Raw genomic sequence first — 21,634 nt, 5'->3', positions numbered from 1 at the left:
AATGGATCTTACTTAGTCCATGCTCCATCTTTACCAAGTTTATAGCCTTCTATAGTTGTGTTGGCTGCCATTACACCTGAAGCATTTAGGTAATACCATTTTCCATCGATCAGTTTCCAGCCTGTTTGCATGTCGCCGTTTGGATTTAGATAGTACCATTTTCCATTTTGATCCAGCCAACCTGTCGTCATGTTGCCGCTAGCATTTAGATAGTACCATTTTCCATCAAGAGATACCCAGCCTGTCACCATGTCGCCGCTCGGATTTAAATAGTACCATCCCTGCCCACTCAGTTGCATCCAGCCTGTCTCCATGCCGCCATAAGCATTAAAATAGTACCATTTCCCATTCACAGCCTTCCAGCCCATCGCCATGTCACCACTAGCATTAAAATAGTACCATTTTCCATTGAATGCCTTCCAGCCCGTTTGCATGCTGCCATCTGCGTTAAGGTAATAAGATTTATTATTTTCATACACCCACTGATTTTCAGCCATGGCGCCACTCATATTTAAAAAGTACCATTTGTTGTTGTATTTTAACCAGCCTGTTTGCATTTTCCCGTCTTTACCAAGGTAATACCATACATTCCCGTCCTTTAACCAGTTCGTTGCTTTGACGCTGTTGTTGTAGAAATACCATGAACCACCCTTAAGTTTCCAGCCTGATACATTTCCACGGTTGATCTCTAATTCCTTCACGGTCTCATTGCCGGCAAGGTCATATAGCCTGAGGGTAATAATGTTTTCACCTAGGTCAAGAGGTACTTTCACTTCCACGTTATCATTTGCTGGAACAAGAACATCAACTGGACCGGCGATTGCTTTTTCATATTCGTGATTGTCGTCAACGAATAATGATAAATAGTTGAAGTTGTCCTTAAGGTTAAGCTTCAAGGTAACCTCTTCGACTTTCTCAGCAACAACCTCTGGAGCGTTCACATTGATTTCCGGTGCAGTTGTATCAATGAAAACTTTGCGCGAAATCGATGACGAGTTATCCGCTTTATCCACTGCCTTTACGGTAATGTCGTAAAAGCCATCCTTCAAAAATCCGGTGGTGGTTGAAAAGGAATAGATTCCAGGTCTGGGATTTGTGAACTCGACTTCTTTATTGTTAACAGTCAACGATTTCAATCCCAAATCCTCCATAACAAAGCCTGTAACAGGAACTTGATTCCAATTGTAGGCTCCATATGGCATCGTGGAAAACGGATTAATAATAATAACTGGCTCACTATGATCTACATCACCAACTGCAACCGTATCCCAGTCAAAGTTATAGGCATAGTCAACTGCAATGACGTCAATTGCTGTACCTTCCTTAACATCGGTTAAGGAAAAGCTAGTCTCATCACCAGTCGTTTCCCCTACAAACTCTCCATTGACAAAAATACCATACGCTTGAACACCAGAGCCTTCCTCGATCGTACTCCAGCTGACAACAGCTGTTTCCGGATTGACGCTTGCGCTTACCTTAGGGGCGATTGTATCTACCAAAATAGGAATATCTTTCGTTTGATATCCAGCACCTTTGTAATCAATTACCGCTTTCACTTGGTAGTAATATAAACCATCTTTAACCGGCTTCCCTTTCACTGTTCCATCCCAAGTTCGATCATAATTATAGGAATATGGGATACCGAGACCGTCATCGTAATAGCTCTTAATTACGTTCTTCTCCAATTTTACACGGCGCAGTAATTTTTTTTGTTCATCGAGAATGTTAAACTGAACCTCAGCAGCATTCCTTAAAAAGGCTGGAAAAATATTAATGTTGTCCTTTTCCCAGTCGCCGTTTGGTGAGATGGCATAGAACCCTTTTTCCGGAACCGGGTCTGTGAACCAGCCATCTGATAGCATATCATGGACCGTCGCTTCTATTTTATTTCCATCTTCATCTATTTCATCGAACATGCCTTGAAGATCGTAGAAACGGGACTCCCCTAAATCTTTAAAGCCATCGAGAATGGACGGCCGGTCCCACTTGCCGTAAAAACCGACATATGGAACAGTTAGGTCAGGGCTAAGTTCCTTTTTGCCTGCTGCATTCTTATCAACATCCTCTAATTTCACAAAGCCCTCGACAAACATATCTTCTTGAAGGGAAACGGTCGTTTTATTTCCTTCAACATCAATAGCTGGAACCTTCGCCTTGCTAATATCTACCTTGATGGTGATGTCTTTTGTTTTTCCAGCCGGAACTATGACCGTTGCAGGTCCGTCGACAACCACGCCTTCAAGATTACCAGCGATCAATGCATTAGAATCATCACCATCTTTATTCTGCTTACGGGTATCCGCTAGTACATTCGTAATTACCTTATAGCTGACATCCTTCGTAGAAACGTTTTTAGCGGTTAACGTCATTTCGAATTTTTTAGAAGTAAAGTCTTTTAATTCCACCTTCGCCTGACCTGTGCTTTTATTGACCACATATACAGGAGTTTTCACGGCATTGTAGGTCTGCATCATCCCTGCACCTTGAAGGCGAGGCGAGAATGGATGTCCGTTCGCATCATCAATGACCTTTGCAGTATTCATTAATAATGTTTTTGCCAAATGCGTACGTTCACTTACAGAAAGACCATTGAAACGTTTGTCCTTTTGCAAGTATTGCTGGACAAGGGCAGCGCTGCCGGCCACATGTGGAGCCGCCATCGATGTACCGCTCATTTCACCATATTGGTCATTATTTAAAGTGGAAATAATTTTTCCACCTGGTGCAGTGATTTCTGGTTTTAACTCTAGGCCCGGTGTTGTCCCCCAAGAGGAAAACTCTGTCATTCGGCCTGATTCAGGGTCTTTTTGTTTTTCAATTTGGTTAATAGCCATAGAAGAATGGCCGCCAGGAATCGTTGATTCGAGTGCCTCGCCTTCCTTTTTTGAAATGAACATAAACGGAATTTCAAAGCCGCCCTGATTTTTATAAAAGATTGAGCTGCCAGAATCATAGACGATAATCCCAACGGCGCCCGCTTCTGCCGCGAATAATGCTTTATCAGCAAATGATAGTTCGCCGCGTTTAACGAGAACAACCCTGCCAACGACGTCGACAGTTTCATAATCTTTAGGGTAACCCAGGCCGTCCTTCAGACTAACAACTTGTAAATCTTTATTTTCCGATTGGGCTTTTGTCCAATCGTCAGTCCCATAACCAACAGCAGTGAAGCCTCCTATGGAAATCGAATGTTGATATTCGACAGACAGATTATTCGCTGCGGCAACAGAGATCCCATCCGGATTTAACCCTGGTGCTTCAACGACACCGATATCAGGGTTTTTGTAGGAAGGATTATCCCAACCATATGAGATAGTTCCGGAGTTTCCGGCAGACATGGAGCATACGATACCATTATTGGTTGCTCTTGTGATTGCCACATCTTCTGCACTATTTTTTGAATAAAAAGAAGCCACTTCGCCAAGGCTCATATTGAGCACATCTGCCCCAAGCTTAATCGAATCATCAATGGCTGCAAGGTATACATCAGACCATGTTGAAGGGAAAAGAATGTCATTGCTAAATACCTTCATCGCAAGAACCTGTGCTTCTGGCGCTACCCCTTTAATACCGCCATTTGCTTCGTCACCGTTTGCGGCAACAATTCCGGCCACATGCATCCCATGCATACCAGTATCTAACCCTTTATCAATGATTGTGTCATTTTGGTCGAAGTAGTTATAGCCATAGGGAACCTTTTCTGTATAAAACTTGCCTTTTAATCCATCTTTAGCAATAATTTTATTGACATCGTTCTTTGATAGACGAGCTGATGCGTCGTCTGATAAAATAAAATCCTTGTGGGTCGGGTCAACACCTGTATCAATGACAGCAACAACCATACCCTCGCCCTTTAGTCCTGCATCAGCCCATGTTTCGGCTGTCTGGACAAATGACTTACTGTTTTTCATATCGGGTTCTACCGGGCGCTTGTATTCATTCGCCAAATAAACATTTTTAACGCCCTCAACTGCCTCTAGCTTTGCAATTTCGCCAAAAGCAATTTCACCACTGAAACCGTTAAAGGCCGTCGAGAAGTGGCTCTTATATTTTAGCTGGACACCTTTAGCCTTGATTTTCTCTTTGACAGTTGCTTGCTGCTTTTCAAGCTTTGAGGCCATCGAGGTTTTTATATTTTCGGCTAATTCTTTGTACAGTTTTCCTTGCTCGGTTGCTAACTCTACAGGTGTTTGCCCATCCACCTCTACGATGACACGTACATGATCTGCCTCCTTAAAGTTAGCTTTAAGCTTCTTACTTAGCTTTTTCTCTTCGTTACCGTTCAGATGTTTTTTAAACTGTTCTACCATCGAAGTATAATCTTTTTTTGGTGCTGGTGCTGGCGTTGGTGATGCTGCGGCAGCTGGTACAACAAAACCAAGGTTTGATAGAACCAAAGCAGATGCCAAAATATACGAGGCAATCTTTCTTTTCTTTTTCCATAACTTAAGGCCCATTCCTATATTTTCCCCCTCTAACATAATACAGACGCTAAATTATTCCATTCTAGTAAACTGACTTCAAAATTGTAAGAAAAATCTAGATAAATCAATCTTAGTAGAGTCCTAGTAGCCGGTCAATGTTTTTTTGGTAGAATAATCAGAAATCACTTTTTTCTATTTTCATAGGGAAAAAGTAGCAAATGGTGTCAGGCACCACCGCTTTTATTGCATTCAAAAAGACGAACAGATAGAATCTGTCCGTCTTAATTAGGTCTAGTGGAGGGTATTACTTAGTCCAAGCTCCGTCTTTCCCAAGTTTATAGTTTTCTATAGTGGTGTTGGCAGCCATTGCGCCTGAACTATAGAAGTAGTACCATTTTCCATTAAGCAGTTCCCAACCAGTTGACATTGCACCTTTCGCATTTAGGTAGTACCATGTATTACCTTCTAATAACCAGCCGGTTTTCATATCTCCTGATTTCGTTAGGTAATACCATTTTCCACCGTCATTGATCCAGCCGGTTTCCATTTGGCCATCTTTATTCATAAAATACCACTTGCCGCCAACGGATGCCCAGCCAACCGCCATGCTGCCGTTATTATTCAAGTAGTACCATTTTCCGCCGTAGCTTAACCAGCCTGTTGCCATTTTGCCGTTAGTATTTAAGAAGTACCACTTACCATCGGTATCTTTCAACCAGCCAGTAGCTTTTACATCCTTCTGATAGTAGTACCATGAGCCGTTTTCCAAACTCCAGCCGTTTTTCACTTCTGGTTGTGGATCTGTCTTTGGATCTGCATCCTTGCGCTGGATGACCACTTCTTTCGTTGTTTCATTTCCAGCAAAGTCTACAGCCTTCAAGGTCACTTTGTTTTCGCCTTCCGCTAATGTAACTGTTACTTGACGATCCTTGTTAAGTGGAGCCAAGTAATCAACTGGACTGATGAATGGTGTTTCAAACTCTTGATTTTCATCAATATAGAATTTCAAATAGCTGAAGTTATCTTGTAAATTGACATTAAATGTAACTTTTTCAACATTCTTATCCACTCTCTCTGGTGCCGTAACATTAATAACCGGCTTTGTTTTATCCAAAAAGACTTTACGTGAAATTGAGAATGTCTTGTTAGAATGATCAGTTGCTTCGATAATTACGTCAGCAAGTCCATCTTGCTTAAACGTAACAGTCGTGTCAAAAGCGAGATTTCCTTTTGCATCCTTCGTCGTAGCAACTTCTTTACCATTTACTTTCAACGATTTTAACCCAATATCCTCTGTTACAAATCCTTTAACAGGAATTTCATAAGTGTTATAACCTGCATATGGTTCAGGGCCAAAGCCGTCAAGGTAAATTTTCGGCATCGTTACATCGCCGATTGCAGCAGTGTCAGCACCATAGTTAGAAGCATAATCTTGTGCAACGACTTCAACGACAGCCTTTTCAGGCGCATTTACTATCTGATAGGAAGTTGTATTACCATCAACAGTAGCAGCAAGCACGCCATCTACGAAAATACTATATTGTTTAACACCAGTTCCTTCTTCTACTGCACTCCAAGATACAATAGATTGAGTAGGATCATAGGTTGCTGTTACCTTTGGAGCTGTTGTGTCAACATAGACTGGAATCTTCTTAGATTGCCACTCAGCACCCTTATAGCTAACAACGGATTTGATTTCGTAATAATACAAACCATCCTTTACAACCTGGCCTTTTACTTTTCCATCCCAGACTCGGTCTGCCTTTTGAGATGCTGCTTCACCATTACCGCCATCGTAAGCACTTTTAATCACTTGTGCTTCCGCTTTCATCCGGCGAAGGAAATTGCCATCCTTGTCCAAGATGTTAAATTGAACTTCTTCGGCTCCGCGAAGGAAGGATGGAAGGACATTGATATTATCGAGCGCTCCATCTCCGTTTGGTGATAGTGGATAAACATTCTTGCCTGGAACAGGAGCAAGGAAATCTTTATCATTATTCGTGAGCATGTTGTGCGCATTACTTCCATATTTTTTTATCGTCGTTAAATCAAAATAGTTCGTTTCGCCAAGATCTTTAAAACCGTCGATTATTTGTGGGCGATCCCATTTTCCATAGAAGCCAACATATGGAATTGTTAAATTCGGTGTTTTTTCATCGGGTCCTTCTAAATTAACAGATCCCTCTACAAAAATGTCTTCCTTAAGGTCTAGTGAAATTTTCTTTCCGGCTTTATCAAACCCAGGAATTTTTGCACCAGTGAAGTCTACCTTCACTGTAAAGTCGACCGATTTTCCTGCAGGAACCGTAACGGTTTCCGGTGCTTCTACTTTCGCACCCTCCAAATCACCGGTAGCAAGACCATTTAGGTCAGGTGCGCCTTCTTTGGCTTGCTGTTTTATTGCATCTGTTAAAACCGTTGTGTTCACCTTATATGTTACATCTTTATCGGAAATGCTTTTCGCTGTGAACGTCATTGTAAATTGCTTCGCTTGGAAGTCCTTCAATTCTACCTTGGCTTCACCAGTTTCCTTATTGACAACGTATACCGGTGTTGTGACAGCAGAGTGAGTTTGCATCATCCCTGCCCCTTCACGGCGAGGTGAGAACGGGTGACCATCTACGTCATTGATGATCTTCGCTGTATTCATTAACAAGACTTTTGCAAGTTTTGTTCGTTCACCAACAGAAAGTTGCGCAAAACGCTTATCTCCTTGCAGATATTGCTGCACTAAAGCTGAACCGCCGGCAACATGTGGTGTCGCCATTGAAGTACCGCTCTTTGTACCATATTTATCGCCGTTCAATGTAGAGTAAATGCTTCCGCCCGGCGCGGTAATTTCAGGTTTTAATTCAAGCGACGGAGTTGTCCCCCATGATGTAAAGGTAGTCATTTTTCCGACTGAAGAGGTTTGTAAGACTTCTGATTTAACATTCAGGGTTTTATTACCTGCTGCAATTGCTGCTTCCAGTGCTGCACCATCAGCCGTTTCAATCATCATAAACGGAATTTCCATGCTGCCAAGATTATTTTGGAAGGCTCCGCCATTATTGTATACAATAATACCTGCCGCCCCTGCTGCAAAGGCATTTTTCGTTTTATCAACGAAGGTCAAGTCTCCACGTGGTACAACGACTACTTTTCCTTTTACATCGAGACCTTCATAGTGTTCTGGCGCCCCTAGCTTGCCTCCAAGACTTACAAGGTCCAACTTTCCACCATTATCTTCTGCCAGCTTTGTCCAGTCGTCCGCTCCAAAACCATCGCTCTTGAAGGAATCAAAACCAGCTAATGTAAGTGCATGCTTATACAAGCTAGTCCCATTGTTCGAAGCCGCAACTGAGAGAGCATCACCGTTTACTGAAGGCGCACCAACTGTCCCAATATCAGGGTTTTGTGCTAATGGAGTACCGTTGCTTAACCCATAGCCGATATGACCGGAGTTCCCTGCAGCAACGGCACAAACGATTCCATTTTCAACGGCTCGTTGAATAGCCAAATCTTCAGCTGCATTTTCATTATAGAATGATGCAACATCCCCAAGGCTCATATTTAGCACGTCGGCACCAAGTTTAATCGAGTCATCGATGGCGACAAGATACACATCAGACCAAGTAGCTGGATAATTAGGATCATTACTAAAAACCTTCATCGCTAGAACCTGTGATTCTGGTGCAACCCCTTTAATACCTCCATTGGTTTCATCACCATTTGCTGTTACTGTTCCGGCAACATGCATACCGTGCATACTAGAAGTTAGGTCAATAATGGTGTCATTAAGATCATAGTAGTTATAGCCGTATGGTACCTTGTCTGTATAGAATTTTCCCTTAAGGCTATTATCTTTTACGATTTTGCTCACTTTATCAGTCGTTAGATCTTCCTTCGCCTTGTCTGTTAATTTAAAGTCTTTATGTGTTGGATCAATACCCGTGTCAATGATCGAGACAACCATTCCTTCGCCTCTAAATCCAGTATCTGCCCATGTATCTCGTGATTGAATAAAGTTATGGCTCGTTTTCATTTCAGGTACTGCTTCTGGACGTAAATATTCATTTGCTAGATAAACATTTTTTACTCCTGCTACAGACTCGATTTTAGCCAGGTCACCATAACTAACCTCTCCACTAAATCCATTAAAGGCAGTTGAAAATTGCATTTTGTAATTAATGTTTACACCTTTAGCCTTAATTTTGTCTTTGACGGACTTTTGTTGACTTTCTATCTTTGAAGTAAGCGAGGATTTTTTATCTGCTGATAAATCCTTGTATAATTGACCTTGCTTTGTGGCGTACTCAAGAGGTGTTTGTCCATCTACTTCAACGATTACGCGAACTTTGTCAGTCGCTTTAAGATCCGCCTTTGTTTTAATTGTCTTTGAAACAGATGCTGTAAAGGCATCCCTTGATTCTAACTGCTTGATCTGTTTAATCTTGGATTCAAGATCAACTGGTTTATACGTTGCAGCCGATGCTGACGAAATTAAACCAAGATTTGAAAAAACTAATGCTGAAGCTAATGCATATGTAGCAACTTTACGGTTCTTTAAAAAATTCTTTTTCTCCACTTCTGAATTGCCCCCTTTTTATAATAGAATTACTTCTGTATACTTTCTTTTCCTATTAATAGGAAAAGTCTGAATTATACAATTATTATATTAATCTTCTTATCTAGTAAAGGTCAATAGATTTTTCGGAAATCGAAGAAACTTTCCATAATAATCTCTTATTAATAAAGGAATTTAGGCTTACTATGGAATTGATAGACTAGTAAGGTTTATTCGGAACTAGTAGCTTGGGAGTGATCGATAATTTTTATAGACTTAAAAGACGAACAGATAAGAATCTGTCCGTCTTAATTAGTCGAGAGGAATGGATCTTACTTAGTCCATGCTCCATCAGCACCAAGTTTATAGCCTTCTATAGTTGTGTTGGCTGCCATTACACCTGAAGCATTTAGGTAATACCATTTACCATCGATCAGCTTCCAGCCTGTAGCCATGTCTCCATTATTATTTAGGTAGTACCATTTGCCATCGACCTGCTTCCAGCCAGTAGCCATGTCTCCATTATTATTTAGGAAGTACCATTTGCCGCCAACTTGTACCCAGCCTGTTTTCATTACACCAGATTGATCTAAATAGTACCATTTTTGGCCATCCTTCAACCAACCTGTTTGTTTTGTGCCGGATTTGTTAAAGTAGTACCACTTACCATCTGCTTTCGTCCAGCCAGTTGCCATTGCGCCGGAATCAGTGAGATAGTATGTTGATTTGCCGTCATTTAACCAGCCTGTTTTCATTTTGCCGTCATTATTGAAGTAGTACCATTTGTTGGCTTGATATAACCAGCCAGATTGTAATCTTCCGTCCCTGTCAGCAAAATACCATGAACCAGCATCAAGCTTCCAGCCATTTCGTAACATACCGGTTTTTGCATCAAAGTAAGCTAAGAATGAAGTGGAATCTCCCAGTACATCATAAACTCCTGATTGTACTGCGCCATTTTCATCAAAGTAATAGTAGGTTTTACTTTCTGCAACAAAGGTCACGTCCGTCGCCATTTCGCCGCCTTGGTCAAAGTAGTAACGTTTTCCGTTAAGATCTAACCAGCCAGTGTGCATTTTACCATCTTTGTCGAAGTAATACTTAACTGTCCAGTTTTCGCCCCATTCGTCGTCACCATAGGTTTCTTCAAGCCAACCTGTATGCATAGAACCATCTTCATCGTAGAAGTACCAAGCACCATTGTTTTCAACCCAGCCTGTTTGATCGCCGCGGTTGATCACAAGTTCTTTAACCGTTACGTTGCCGGCAATGTCATACAGTTTCATTGTGACCGTGTTATTGCCAAGTTCTAATGGAACTTTAACTTTAACCTTTGCACTTAATGGTTTTTGTGAATCAACTTCACTATCGAATGATTTCTTGTAAACATTGTTATCCCCAACGAAGAAATCAAGGTACCCAAGATTATCTTTCAATTCAACGTTTAAAGTCACTTCATCAACATTTTTATCTACTCTTTCAGGAGCATCAACGTTGATTTCAGCTGGAGTTGTATCAATATACACATAACGTGAAATCGAGAATGATTTGTTGGAATGGTCAACAGCTTCAATTTGAATTGGCTGGAGGCCATCTTTTTCAAATGTTACTTCAGTAGAGAAAGTTAAGTTTCCTTTAGCGTCTTTAACTATTGGAACCTCTTTTCCAGCTACTTTAACGTATTTAAGGCCGATATCATCTGTTACAATACCTTTTACCGGAACAGTACGGGTATTATAAGCCCCATATGCATATGGTGAATTTGAAACATACGCTCCCGCTGCATTTTTAGTGCCATCAGTTATGAAGATAAGCGGCAGGTCTACATCACCAATTGCGGCTGTATCCGAAGCAGCGTTTTGTGCATAGTCAATCGCAAGTACTTCAACGATTGCTTTTGCCGGTGCATTTTGAATTTCATAAGAATTCGTTTTGCCGTCAAGGACGTTTTGAAGCTTGCCATTTACGAATACTCCGTAAATCTCAACACCTGAACCTTCTTCTGTTGTTGTCCAGGAAACAGTCGACTTTGCAGGATCGTATGTTGCTTCCACCTTTGGAGCTGTTGTATCAACTAAGACTGGAACTTTCTTAGATTGCCACTTTGCGCCGGCATAATCGACAACGGACTTGATTTCATAGTAGTATAATCCGTCTTTAACGGTTTTACCGCTGATAGAACCATTCCATTCTCTATCGTTTTCATAGTTATAGACTGAACCTTTGCCCGCATTATAGAAGTTTTTCCTAACGGAAGTTTCTGTTTTTACGCGGCGAAGTAATTTTTCATCTTTATCCAAGATGTTGAATTGAACCTCAGAGGCATTTCTCAAGAATGCCGGGAATGCATTAACCGTATCATTGTAGCCGTCACCATTAGGTGAAATCGTCCAGACATTCTTTTCAGGAACCGGTGCTTGGAACCAGTCGTCGATTAGCATATCGGAAACCTTGTCAACGCCGAAGTTCGCTTTTGCATAGCTTCCGTCAAGGTCGAAGAACTTATCTTCTCCTAAATTCTTAAAGCCATCAAGAATGGAAGGGTTGTCCCACTTACCGTAGAAACCTACGTACGGAACAGTTAAACTAGGAGCAGTTTTTTCGTCAAAGCTTACTAGGTTTACGGAACCTTCAACGAAAATATCCTCTTTCAAATCTGTGACGCCTTGCTTATTATCTTTGTCAATATACGGAATTTTCGCATCTGTTAAATCAACCTTCACAGTGAAATCAACAGATTTTCCAGCTTGAACCATAACCGTTTCCGGTGCACTTACTTTTGCACCTTCCATTGCAGCAGCAGCCAGTGCATTATATTCTGTACCTTGATAGTTTTGCACGATATCCGTTAAGACACTTGTATCTACTTTGTACATCACGTCTTTGTCAGAGACGTTTTTAGCAGTGAACGTCATTGAAATTTGCTTGGATTGGAAGTCCTTCAATTCCACTTTCGCTTCACCGGTTGATTTATTGACAAAATAAACTGGTGTTGAAACGGCAGAATGAAGCTGCATCATACCTGCACCTTCACGGCGAGGTGAGAATGGATTGCCATCCAGGTCCTTGATCACTTTCGCTGTGTTCATCAATAATACTTTAGCAAGGTGGGTACGTTCACCAACAGATAATGCCCCGAATTTCTTACCTTTATCAGATTGCAGGTATTCTTGAACGAGTGCTGATCCACCGGCAACATGCGGTGATGCCATCGAGGTACCGCTCATTAATTCATACTTATCATTATTTACCGTTGAATAGATGTTTCCGCCAGGTGCTGTGATTTCAGGCTTCATTTCCAGGCTTGGTGTTGTACCCCATGAAGAAAAGTCTGTCATCCGGCCCATTTCAGGACTTTCATTTTTCTGTATTTGGTCAACATGAAGGCTTGTTTGGCCTGCTAAAATCGCTGCATTAAGGGCTTCGCCTTCTGCTTTTGTAATAAACATGAATGGAGCGTCCCAGCCGCCTTGATTGTCATATGGTGCTCCGTTTGTAGCATTCCAAACGATAATTCCAGCTGCCCCAGCTGCTGCAGCATTTTTCGTTTTATCAACAAATGTTAACGAACCACGTGGTACAACAACAATCTTACCTTTTACATCTAAGCCTTTATAATCTTCAGGAGCACCGAGTTTGTTTCCAAGACTGACCAAATCAAGTTTGCCCGCTGCAAGCTTTGTCCAGTCGTCAATTCCTTTACCTACAGCAGTGAAAGTTGTATTACCTTCTACCGTAATAGCATGCTGATAAAGGAATGCTTCATTTCCGGAAGCTGCTACAGAGATAGTGTCAGGATTTAATCCTGGTGCACCAACTACACCGATATCAGGGTTTTTCGCAAAAGGATTATCCCAGCCATAGCCAAGAGTCTGTGAGTTACCTGCTGATACGGCACAAACGATACCGTTTGCTGTCGCTCTTTGAATCGCAAGATCTTCTGCACTGTTTTCGTCATAGAATGATGCAGTTGAACCAAGGCTCATGTTTAATACGTCAGCGCCAAGCTTGATGGAATCATCAATTGCAGCTAGGTACACGTCGGATGTTGTAGATGGGAATAGCGGGTCATTACTAAATACCTTCATCGCTAGAACTTGTGCTTCCGGGGCAACCCCTTTAATGCCGCCGTTTGCTTCGTCGCCATTTGCAGCAACTGTTCCGGCAACGTGCATACCGTGCATGCTTGCTCCAGGTCCTAGGTCAAGGATTGTGTTGTTTTGGTCATAATAGTTATAGCCGTAAGGAACTTTGTCAGTATAGAATTTTCCTTTTAAGCCGCTATCTGAAACAATTTTTCCAACTCCGTCTTTTGATAATTCCTCTGAAGAGTTGTCCGTTAATTTAAAGTCACGGTGAGAAGGATCGACACCCGTATCAATGACGGCTACAACCATTCCTTCGCCTTTATAGCCTGAATCCGACCATGTATCACGTGATTGAATGAATTGATGGCTCGTTTTCATATTTGGTTCAATTACAGGACGATTGTATTCATTAGCTATAAATACATTCTTTACTCCTGCAATGCCTTCAATTTTGGAGATGTCACCAAACGCAACTTCACCACTGAAGCCATTGAAAGCGGTTGAAAAAGTTTGTTTGTACTTTACGTTAATACCTTTAGAACTAATTTTATCTTTTACGGATTTTTGCTGGCCTTGCAGTTTAGAGGTGAGGGAAGATTTTTTATCTTCTGATAATTCTTTGTATAATTTGCCTTGCTTTGTGGCATATTCAACTGGAGTTTGTCCCTCTACTTCTACAATTACGCGAACCTTATCTGTTGCTTTTAGATTAGCTTTCGCATTAACAGACTTGGCATCTAACGCCTTCAAGGATTGTTTTTGTACAGCTTGAAAGTCTCTAACTTGCTTTAGCTTTGACTCAAGATCGCCGGGTTTATATGTCTCAGCTGATGCTGTTGAAACAAACCCAAGATTTGAAAGAACAAGTGCAGAGGCTAATGCATATGTAGCAATTTTCTTATTTTGGTTCTTTTTACTCATTAAATTCTTTCCCCCCTAATTGAAATAGTAAGCTTTTATTCTATTTTTTTGTATACCCCTCCTCTATTTTGTTAGAAAAATCGGAATATACAAATATAATGATAGTATTTTAGTCTAGTAATGGTCAATAGATTATTCGAAAATCGAAGAAAAATTTTTCGCAATATTCGACAATGTCGAAATAGGACATGTACTATACGTCCCATGTTATCTTTTGGAACGCCTTCTGTTCCTGTTTAACGCTTTAAACCGAAGAAGATCTTATGTAATATCCCGTCATTTTATATGTGGAATATTTATTTAGTTTCAACAAAAAAAACTTGGAATTGACAATTTACATAACTCGTTTTCTTCAAGATTCTCATCATTTTTGTAAATAAGTTGCTATTGAATTAATTGAAATAATATCAATTAAAGAATGAAAGTCTTATACTAAAAGAATAATAATCGTAAAATGATTGACTTTTTAATAGGTCATAAAACTTTCTAAGGCATTTTTCCCATTTCGATATGTCTTGATGGGAAATAAAAGAACCAACTCTGCCAATTCAGAGTTGGTTCTTTCTTTCTTACCTATTTTCGCCATGCACCGTCCGCACCAAGTTTGTAACCCTGGATTTTGGTATTGGCAGCCATTTTACCGTTTGTGTATAGGTAATACCACTTGCCGCCAACAAACAGCCAGCCAGTTTGCATCGCACCGCTGGTATTCATGAAGTACCAGCTGCCATTTACTTGTGCCCAGCCAGTTTTCATGGCACCGGATGCATCTAAGAAATACCATTTCTTCTGGTCTAAAACCCAGCCAGTCTTCATGGCACCACTGGAGTCTAAGAAATACCATTTTCCTTGATCTTTCACCCAGCCAATTTTCATTGCTCCGCTTGAGTCCAAGAAATACCACTTTCCTTGATCCTTCACCCAGCCAATTTTCATTGCTCCGCTTGAGTCCAAGAAATACCATTTCCCTAGATCCTTCACCCAGCCGGTTTGCATAACACCGGTAGTATTCATGAAGTACCATTTTCCTTGGTCATTTATCCAGCCTGTTACAATACCTTCATAATAATCTTGGAAGTACCATTTGTTATTTAGATGGATCCAGCCAATTGGATATATGCCATCTTCATCAAAATAGTAGAGATCCCCATCGATTTTATTGAATCCAACTGCCATAACTCCATCTTCGTCAAAATAGTAAAGGTCAGTATCAATGGTAACCCAACCAGTGATCATGATACCGTCTTCGTCGAAGAAATAGACATCGCCATCAATTTCTGCAAATCCAGTAATCATACCGTCAGTTTCATCAAAGAAATAGACATTTCCTTCTATTTCAACAAAGCCAGTTTCCATCGCACCACTGAGGTTGAAGTAATAGGTAATCCCTTCAATTGTAATGACACCGGTTTGCATCACACCATCGTTTCCGAGGTAGTATTTCTTTCCGTTTAGCTCAACAAGACCAGTTTTCATGGCTCCGTCAGAGCCGAAGTAATACCATTTACTTGCTGAATAGATCCAGCCTGTTTTCATAGAACCATCAGGACCGAAGAAATAGTTTTTACCTTCGATTGTGATTAGTCCCGTTTGCAGAGCTCCGTCTGTTCCCAAGTAAAACTTCTTGCCGTCAATAGTTACTAAACCAGTTTGCATGACACCGTCTGCACCTAGGTTATACCAGTTTCCATCTACTAATATCCAGCCAGTCAACATCGCACCGTCTTGGCTGAAATAATATTTTTTGCTCTCTAATTCGAGCCAGCCAATGTGTTTTTTGCCATTTTCATAGTAATACCAAGTTGAGCCGTCTTGAACCCAGCCATTTTGCACCTGTGGTTGTTCACCAGTTAAAATTCTGCCTTCAACAGCAGGAGATACCGGGCTGTTTTTTGCAAAAGACTCTGTTAGAATTTCATAGTCCACAAGCAGCAGTTCATGAATACGGCCTGCATCTTTGGCCTCTTTAAACATGGTAAATCCGTCGCCGCCGTCTGCTGCAAATGCATTTGTAGCGACAGAATATGTTTTGGTCAAATTAATTGGCTCATAGCCATCAGCAGTTTTGACTTTCACTTCCCAGACTCTCTTATATGGATCCTTCTTCGGATCATATTTGAATTGAAGTCCGGAAACCTGCATGAACTGACCGGCTCCGCTTTCCACCTTGCTGACACTGTGCTCAAGCGCCTGCCAGATTTCTTCACCTGTTAGGTCAAGTGTTACGAGCAGGTTCGCAAATGGCAAGACCGTATAAATATCGCCTAGCGTTACATCGCCCTTCTGAATCGAAGCGCGGATTCCGCCGCCATTTTGCATTGCAATGGTTGTATTATTCTTCAAAATTTCATTGGCTTTTTGCGCCATTCCATCCGCAATTAAGTTACCAAGGTTTGTTTCTTTGTAACGGACATTATTCCGTTCACCATCGAGAAGAACACTTGAAGAACCGACAACTTGTTTTTTCAATTCTTCTAATGGCTTTTTCAATTCATCTACTTTTGCCTGTGCTTCTGAATCAGGTGCATACGTATTAACATCAAGAAGCTTTCCGCTTTCTTTCGTTACAACACCGTTTTCATCAAACGTCACATCAAGTGTACCAAGATACTTGAGGTACTCATTAGCTTGAACAATAACAGTTGGTTCTGCCTTTTCAATGACAACAGGCTGATCCAGCTTCGTATGAGAATGTCCGCCAACAATGACATCAATGCCATCGACTGCTTTTGCCAGTTCCTGATCAGGACCGTAGCCTAAGTGAGAAAGAACAACAATCTTGTTAATGCCTTGCTCTTTAAGAGCAGCAACGGTTGTTTTTGCTTTTTCAACGGCATTTTCAAACACAATTTGTTTTGATGGGTTGGCAAGGAAGGTTGTATCTTCTGTCGTTAACCCAAAAATACCTACTTTTTCCCCATTAATCGTTTTTACGATGGCAGAGTAGATTTTGCCGCCTTCAGGTGTCGCACTGATTTCATTTTTGAACAATGGTCCTAAAACAGGATCCTTTGTTACATTCACGTTTGCACTAACCATCGGGAAGGTCATTTCACTCATAAATCCAGCCAGTGTGGCTGAGTCTTTATCAAATTCATGGTTTCCGAAGGTCATTGCATCATACTTAAGTTTGTTCATGAACCATAAATCGGCTTTTCCAAGATATTGGTTAAAGTAAAGGGTTCCTGAGAAAACGTCCCCTGCATCAACTAGTAAGGCATTTGGTTTTTCGGCTCTTACTTTGTTAACAGCAGTCGTTAACTTCGGATATTGTTCTACGTTTGCATGTGTATCATTGACATGCATTAATGAAAGGTTGAAAGATGCAGCCTTTGCTATGATTCTGCCTTCAACAGCAGGAGCTACTGGGCTGTGCTTTTCAAAGTACTCTTTCATGATTTCGTAATCGGTAATCATTAATTCATTAATTCGGCCTTCATCTTTGGCCTTTTTAAGACCTGTAAAACCATCGCCGCCGTCAGCCGTGAATGCATTCGTTGCAACAGTATACATTTTTTTCAAGTCAATTGGCTCATAGCCGTTGGCTGTTTTTACATTTACTTCCCAAACCCTGTCATATGCAGGCTTAGCAGGGGCGTATTTGTATTGAAGTCCGGCAGCTTGGAGGAATCGGCCCTCCTTGCTTTCAACCTTACTGACACTGTGCTCAAGTGCATCCCAGATTTCCTGACCCGTTAAGTCCATGGTTACAAGTAAGTTGCCGAATGGCAGAACAGTAAATACGTCCCCGAGTGTTACGTCACCTTTTGCAATAGGAGCACGAATTCCACCGCCATTTTGCAACGCAATGGTTGTTTTCGGATCAAGGGATTTTGCTTTTTCCAGCATTCCATCCGTAATAAGGTTACCAAGATTGGTTTCCTTGCTTCTTACATTATCGCGTGCCCCGTCAAGGTCAACCGTTGAAGAACCTACCACGACTTTCTTAATTTCTTCTAGAGGACCTTTAAATTCCTCTACCTTTGCCTTTGCTTCTTCGTCTTCAGCATAGGTTGAAATATCGAGCAGCTTGCCGTCTTTAAATGTGACAACACCTTTATCGTCAAATGAAACATCAAGCATACCTAGGTAGTTATTGTATTCATTTGCTTGGACAACGATTGTTGGTTCTGCTTTGTCAACCACGATCGGTGCAACAAGTTTCGTGTGTGAATGGCCGCCAACAATGATGTCGATGCCGTCTACTGCTTTTGCTAATTCCTGCTCAGGGCCAACCCCTAAGTGTGTTACTGCGATAATTTTGTTTATGCCTTCCTTTTGAAGCGCTGCAACCGTTGCTTTAGACTTCTCCACTGAATTTTCAAATTCAATTTCGAGTGCAGGGCTAGAAAGGAAAACTGTTTCTTCCGTTGTTAAGCCAAAAATACCTACTTTTTCACCATCAATTTCTTTGACGATGGCCGGGTAAATTTTACCACCCTCAGGATTGTAGCTGATTTCATTTTTGAATAGTGGTCCTAAAATAGGATCCTTTGTGACGTTGACATTGGCACTAACGACTGGGAACGCCAGATTTTTAACAAAGTTTCCAAGTGTCTTGGAGTCTTTATCAAACTCATGGTTTCCAAACGTCATCGCATCAAAGCCAATTTTATTCATGAACCACAGGTCTGCTTGACCTTCGTATTTATTGAAATAGAGTGTTCCCGAGAAAACATCCCCGGCATTGAGCAGTAATGTGTTTTTCTTTTGACCTCTTACTTCTTTCACTGCTGTCGCCAGCTTAGGGAATTTTTCTACCTGTGCATGGCTGTCATTTGTATGCATGACGGTTAGGTCAATCGCTTTGTGTTCCGGTGATGTTGGTACAGATTTTAAGTTAATCTGTGCCAATACGGCGTCATGGTCACTGACACGTCCGTGTGCTGGTGTGAATGGTGAATTTAAGTGAACGATATCAATTTCCGAGCGATCTGCTAGATTGTTCGATACGAGCATGTGATCAAGCACCTGTGAGTTACCTTGATAGCTGTAGGTAAATCTTTCCGGTGCCGGCACTTTTTCAATTAGGTTTGTTAATTCATTTCCTTTTAATTTCGTTAACGGATTGGAGAATTCGAAATCGTTCAAGTCGCCAAGGACGACAACTTTAGCATCCTCGTTTTTACTTTTTACATCTTGAATAAAGTTGTTAACAATGCCAGCGATTTCCACGCGTTTTGCCTCACTGCCAAGTACTGGCGGCTGATTTTTTCCAAAAATCGGCTGGTCGCCGCCCTTGGAATTAAAGTGGTTGGCAATTACAATGACGTCTTCGCCGTTAAAGATAAATTCAGCAGCCAACGGCTTACGGCTGGAGGAGAATGCCGTGTTTGTCGGATCAATTCTTCCAGGATTCAAGGTTAAGGAACCATTTTCATAGCCAACTGCTTGAGTGGATCCACCTTTTGCTGCCCCTGTTTTCAATGAAACACGGTCAGGATTGTAGATGAAACCAACGCGAATGTTTCCGTTAGGCGCCCCGCCGTCTTGGTTGTTGACTGGTTCAATATCTGTCCACTTGTATGTTGGACCACCCTTTACTTTAATCGCATCAATCAAGGCTTGATAGTTTTGGTCTGCCGCTGTTCCGCCGGCCGTTTCCCCGTTATTGTCTTGAACCTCTACTAAACCAACAATATCCGGAGTTTTAAGGTTTTTCACAATCGATTCAGCGATTTTCGCTGTTTTTGCTGTATCTGTCTTTGTATAGTTTTCCATGTTGTAAGAGGCAACCGTTAGTTTTTCATCATCCTTAACGAGATCGGTTACTTCTTGTGTATAGTCGCTTTCTACTAGTGCCGGAAGATCGGCTTTATTCGTAAGGAGTTTATAGTTTTGGAACGTATACGTGATAACACCCGTTACCGTACCGTCGTATTTATCACCTGTTTTAACTTTGTAGGTTTCATCCTTCTCGGTGAATAGGAGCGGCAGTCTTTCAGGATTCATATTATCCTTTGTAATTGGAATACCGCCTGGTGTTGTGTAAACTTTACCGTCCACCTTTTCCGCAATAACCGGCACTTCGCCATATCTTTGCGGAGCAACAGCTACTGGGTTTTCGATGGCAACACGCATTCCTTCGATACTTTCGTAAAAATCAATTCCATCTTCTTCAGGATCGAATTTGGCAAACATGTCGTTATCTACGATTTGGGTTGGCGGGTGAATGTCTTTGCCAATGACAAGTGCCTTCGGTAATTCTTGTCCGCTTGCTTTAACGGTAACCTTCCCTGCATTTGCATCAAGTTCTGTTGTCGCAAGGTCGGTTTGCAGCATATCGCTGTAGCCTTCAAGCACCCACTCTTTAACAAGTGCATCAACTGAGACAAGGTCACCTATTTTAACGGTGTGGTTCTTTTGGTAAACAAGAATCCCTTCAGATGTTTTAGCGTTGTTATCAGGGTTTGGATCTTGAATATAGAAGTTACTTGCATCTTTAACAAACGTTACAACCCCTTCTACACCCTTAACATTCTGCCCTTTGTACGGTGAATCATGGCTTTCCCCTTGGATGGCACTGATTTTAATACCATCTGCCGGCGGATCTACCGGAGGATCAACTGGTCCGCCTCCAGGCGCATCAAAGCTAATGGCTGTCAGGTTTTTTATTCCCGGTACAGCAAAATATGCTTCCAAGGACCCAGTAATATAAACTTCTTTACCTAAATATTCAGGATGGTCTTTTAAATTATAATTCGTACGGAGTTCATTATTAGGAAGTTGAACTGGAAGTATTTTAACTTTATCTTTTTCAGTTAGACTATCTGCAATAGCCAGATTCGTATTAACCGTAAATGGCGGTGTGGTTTGATAATTTGGGCCATTATTTGTAATCCCAACAATATAGCCTTTTACCGTCTTCGTTCCTGAATTTTGCTGAGCAATTGCTTCAGCTACGGTTATGTAATTCTCGGCTGCACTGGCATGGTTGATGTAAGGCAACACGTAGCTTGCTAATAAGGTAAAAATGGTTGTTAAAATAAAAATCTGCTTTTTAAAAAACCTCAATCTTTACGCCTCCCTGTTTTTCGAATGTTTATACCTTTGGCTTTGGGTAGTAAACAAACTGAATAGGCATGCCCCCTCTTGTTATTTTGTTTCCGGGGTTTGGATTAGATTCAGACAATTCCAAAGCTGAGGATGATTAAAAACTACTAATTTATAAATACCCCCGGCACGACATTTGTCGTATACCTCCTATTCTAGTATATTACGGGCTTTTGCTCTACAAAATTTAACAATTTTTACATTCGATTTACCATTTTGTAAAATTAAATCATAAATGGGTGGAAAGTCCCCTTTTTCCACAAAAAAAAAGGCTGATCAATGCAGCCTCTTAAGAAAATAACTTTTTACGCGGCCTCTTCCAGACCTTTATATAGGTATTTCCTTTTGTACAGCGAAACACCTTGATTCCGATTAGTTTTAGAGGAGTGATGATTTCTTTCGTATGCAATAGTGGCATACTTTCAACCTCCAAAATATATAGTAGTAGTTTTAATGATACCGCATTCAAGATAGGGTGGAAATCAATTATTTTCGATAAAATTCGACTTCACTCAAAAAATACAACTGTAAAACAGATGGTATTTATCGAAAAATGACGAATATTATTTTTCGTATTTTTTTAGAAAAATTGGGGAATAAAT

General features: G+C 41.1%; 5 protein-coding genes. All 5 read right to left on the bottom strand.

Translation table 11 applies throughout. The features are described 5' to 3' along the window. Positions 1–8: 8 nt before the first annotated feature. The gene (locus ACIQXV_RS26240; RefSeq protein ID WP_402964196.1) at positions 9–4,457 is read right to left on the bottom strand and encodes a S8 family serine peptidase; all 4,449 of its coding nucleotides are present in this window, start codon (positions 4,455–4,457) and stop codon (positions 9–11) included. Positions 4,458–4,728: 271 nt separating this feature from the next. After that, the gene (locus ACIQXV_RS26235) at positions 4,729–8,991 is read right to left on the bottom strand and encodes a S8 family serine peptidase (protein WP_402964193.1); all 4,263 of its coding nucleotides are present in this window, start codon (positions 8,989–8,991) and stop codon (positions 4,729–4,731) included. A 311-nt stretch (positions 8,992–9,302) separates the two neighbouring features. After that, complete coding sequence (locus tag ACIQXV_RS26230; protein WP_402964190.1) at positions 9,303–13,979, bottom strand: S8 family serine peptidase; 4,677 nt, start codon at positions 13,977–13,979, stop codon at positions 9,303–9,305. Positions 13,980–14,552: 573 nt separating this feature from the next. Beyond that, the gene (locus tag ACIQXV_RS26225) at positions 14,553–20,993 is read right to left on the bottom strand and encodes a 5'-nucleotidase C-terminal domain-containing protein (protein ID WP_402964187.1); all 6,441 of its coding nucleotides are present in this window, start codon (positions 20,991–20,993) and stop codon (positions 14,553–14,555) included. Between the two features lie 328 nt (positions 20,994–21,321). After that, a complete protein-coding gene (locus tag ACIQXV_RS26220; RefSeq protein WP_402964184.1) occupies positions 21,322–21,450 on the bottom strand; it encodes a hypothetical protein in 129 nt (42 codons plus the stop codon). Between the last annotated feature and the right edge of the window lie 184 nt (positions 21,451–21,634).

Origin of the sequence: Neobacillus sp. NPDC097160 (genome assembly GCF_044762155.1) — a bacterium.
Lineage (GTDB): Bacteria > Bacillota > Bacilli > Bacillales > Cytobacillaceae > Neobacillus.
This window is presented reverse-complemented; position numbering and strand designations above follow the sequence as displayed.